We start from the raw sequence: 3,149 nt of genomic DNA on the forward strand, positions 1-3,149 counted from the left end.
AACGACGAGTACGACAACGAGGTCTACCGGCTGCCCAAGCACCTCGACGAGAAGGTGGCCCGCATCCACGTGGAGGCGCTCGGTGGCCAGCTGACCAAGCTCACCAAGGAGCAGGCCGAATACATCGGCGTCTACGTCGACGGCCCCTACAAGGCCGACCACTACCGCTACTGAGCCGGTGGACCATCACCGAGCACACCAGCGTCGATGTGTGGTGCGCATAAGCCGGGTGGGCGCGCGCCTGTGGCCCAGGTCCTCAGCACGAACAGGAGCCGTATGACTCTCAACACGGTCGCACTCGAGTTGGTGCCGCCAAATGTGGAAGGCGGTCGTGAGCGGGCGTTCGAGGAAGCACGCAAAGTGGCGCAGTATTCCAGCGATTTCGGTCTCGACGGTTGGATTCGGCACGTGACAATCCCGGGCATGATCGCCGAGGACGACGACCGACCGGTCCCGATGCAACAGAAGCTGGATGTGCTCGACTTCTGGTCGATTATCAAACGGGAGCTGCCCGGGGTCCACGGACTGTGCACCCAGGTCACCTCCTTCATGGATGAGTCGTCACTGAGTAACCGCCTCTGCGACTTATGCGGAGCCGGCATGGACGGTGTGGTATTCGTCGGCGTTCCGCGCACGATGAATGACGGCGAGGGTTCCGGCGTCGCGCCTACCGACGCACTGTCGATCTACAGGGATCTGGTGCACAACCGCGGCGTAATCCTGATCCCGACACGCGAGGGGGAGCAGGCCCGGTTCACCTTCAAGTGCGACCGAGGTGCCACCTATGGCATGACACAGTTGTTGTATTCCGACGCGATCGTCGGGTTCCTGGCCGACTTCGCCCAGAGCAGCGACCATCGGCCCGAAGTGCTGCTCTCGTTCGGTTTCGTGCCGAAGCTCGAAACCCGTGTCGGACTGATCAATTGGCTAATTCAGGATCCCGGAAATGCCGCCGTCGCCAATGAGCAGGCTTTCGTCAGGAGGCTAGCCGGCAGCGAACCGATAGAGAAGCGCCGTCTTGTGGTGGATTTGTACAAACGCGTGATCGATGGCGTCGTCGAGCTTGGCTTCCCGCTGAGCATCCATCTGGAAGCCACCTACGGCGTGTCGGGACCGGCGTTCCAGACGTTCGCCGAGATGCTCTCTTTCTGGTCACCCGGCGGGCCGCGCTAGCACCCAGGCTGGTAGCGCGGTGCGGTTTAGCCGGGGGAGCGGTCGGCCCGACCGGCAAAGCCACCACGCCGGCCGCCGAAACTAGCCGAGAAGCCTCATCAAAACATTCGCGCGACCGTAAGGAGCCGGTGCTTTCTTCCCAGCCGGTGCCGGCCACATAATGTGTACTCAATTTTTCATCGGAGTCACGGCGACGCTTAAACATTTTCTGCGCCGCCGATAATCGCTTACGGTAGGTGCTCTTGGTTCCTAGCGAGGCTGAGATCTCTGCGGCGCGGGGACGTCATGTAAGCAAAATCCCAGCCATAACGAATGGCTCGTTGCGAACGTGCGCTGCCTACGACCGCCCTTAACTTGCGACGTTTGACCGGCTATCGGCCGCGCCATACTTAGCCTTCGGCTGTGAGTGTGCCTTCATCCGGACGCTCGGCGGTATCACCACAGCTTATCGCGCCCGCTGGGGTGCTCCGCCCATATAGGGTGGCTCTTCGGGAATGCCCAGGTTCTCGGGAGCGAATTGGCAGAAAGAGAGAATTGGCGACCCGTCTTCTTCCGGCTAGAGAATGTCAAACTCTACGAAAAATATCAGCTTCTTCCGAGGCGCTTGATAGAAAGGGGCGATAGGGGGAAGTAATTGTGTGACAACGGTATTAAATAGCCCTCACGGTGTTGCGGGCAGCGACGCTACTTATCTAAACTCGGTCAGCATGCCTACCTTTAATGTAAACACTGTGGATTGGGATGAACTGTATGACGGGAAGGCGTCATACGCTCCTGGAAACCCTGGGTGGAATATTGGCGAGTTGCAGCCCGCTTTAGCTGACCTTGAACGTAAAGGCCTTTTTGAGGGACCCGTGTTGGACTCCGGATGCGGCCTGGGAGTTACGTCATTGGCGTTGGCCGAAAAAGGGTATGAGGTTGTCGGGTTGGATCGGTCGGTCAGCGCCATTGAACGGGCGACGCAAGCAGCAGCGCAGCGGGGCCTGCCTGTGAAGTTCGACGTGGCCGACCTGAGCAAATCGACCGGCTATGAAAAGCACTTCAACACCATTATCGACGGTCTGCTGTTTCACTGCCTGCCTGAAGGCCTCAGACACGCGTACGTTGAATCCAGCGCACGCGCGCTGAAACCAGGGGGCCGATTTTTCGCTCTTGTCTTCGCCACCGAGGCATTCCCACCCGATGCTGATTTCGGCCCGCGTCCGTTCACTGAGCGCCAATTGCGTTCCATCGTCGGTGAGCACCTCGTTGTGGATGACATCCAACCCGCACGCGCCTGGATCAACGTCCCGACTGTGTTGCCCGAAGGTTTCGAATACCGCAATGTCACTATCGGACAGGACGGTCGTGCGCAACTACCGGCGTGGCTGGTCAGTGCACACCGCCACTGATAAAGGCCGCTATACGTCGCGAAGGGACACAGCGACTATGGCCCCGACCCGTTTATGAACGCTGTTGCGTGGTGGCGCGCACATTGCGGCAACGGTGGCATGTCCCCTTACGCATCGGGGGTAGCAGCCGTCAGGTGCGCGTCCATCAACAGCGGCAACTGTGACACACGCTGGGCCGGATGGACGGCATTAAAACTCTGGCCGCGTTCCGCACTGAGGGCATAAACCCATACCCGACATGCGACTGAGTATGGTGCCTGGTTCCAGGTTTGTGCAGCGGTTGAGGCGCAAGGGCCACTTATCGTCACCGTGGCCCGGATCTAGGCGGGATTGCCGGAGAGACAACCGAATTGCAATTCGCGCAGAAGGATTCTCAGTGCATCGAGGACTACCGGCGTTATTGAGCGAGTCGTTCACCACCGGGTTATTGATCACGCGGGTCTTGAGGTGGTTTGCGGCTCTTGCAGATTAACTAGGAGGGATTGGGATTGTGAGCGAAAAGGGTCGTCTGTTTACCAGTGAGTCGGTGACTGAGGGACATCCCGACAAGATCTGTGACGCGATCAGCGACTCGGTCCTCGACGC

The 3,149-nt window shown here is 59.4% G+C and carries 4 protein-coding genes; all 4 read left to right on the forward strand.

The window, feature by feature from the left end; genetic code table 11:
• A partial coding sequence (locus A5782_RS25790) for an adenosylhomocysteinase (RefSeq protein ID WP_197694299.1) occupies positions 1–174 on the forward strand: 174 nt, incomplete at its 5' end.
• Positions 175–276: 102 nt separating this feature from the next.
• Complete coding sequence (locus tag A5782_RS21135) at positions 277–1,173, forward strand: mycobacterial-type methylenetetrahydrofolate reductase (RefSeq protein WP_067104051.1); 897 nt, start codon at positions 277–279, stop codon at positions 1,171–1,173.
• 707 nt (positions 1,174–1,880) lie between these two features.
• Positions 1,881–2,564, forward strand: coding sequence for a class I SAM-dependent methyltransferase (locus A5782_RS21140; RefSeq protein WP_067104052.1), 684 nt, complete (start codon positions 1,881–1,883; stop codon positions 2,562–2,564).
• Positions 2,565–3,054: 490 nt separating this feature from the next.
• Positions 3,055–3,149 (forward strand): S-adenosylmethionine synthetase N-terminal domain-containing protein (locus A5782_RS25795; RefSeq protein ID WP_155267907.1); only part of this gene is annotated, 95 nt, incomplete at its 3' end.

The sequence above is a fragment of the Mycobacterium sp. 852002-40037_SCH5390672 genome (assembly GCF_001665875.1).
Taxonomy (GTDB): domain Bacteria; phylum Actinomycetota; class Actinomycetes; order Mycobacteriales; family Mycobacteriaceae; genus Mycobacterium.

Coding starts and splice junctions, on each gene's coding strand:
- A5782_RS21135 (WP_067104051.1), top strand. CDS start 277: ATGACTCTCAACACGGTCGCACTCGAGTTGGTGCCGCCAAATGTGGAA.
- A5782_RS21140 (WP_067104052.1), top strand. CDS start 1,881: ATGCCTACCTTTAATGTAAACACTGTGGATTGGGATGAACTGTATGAC.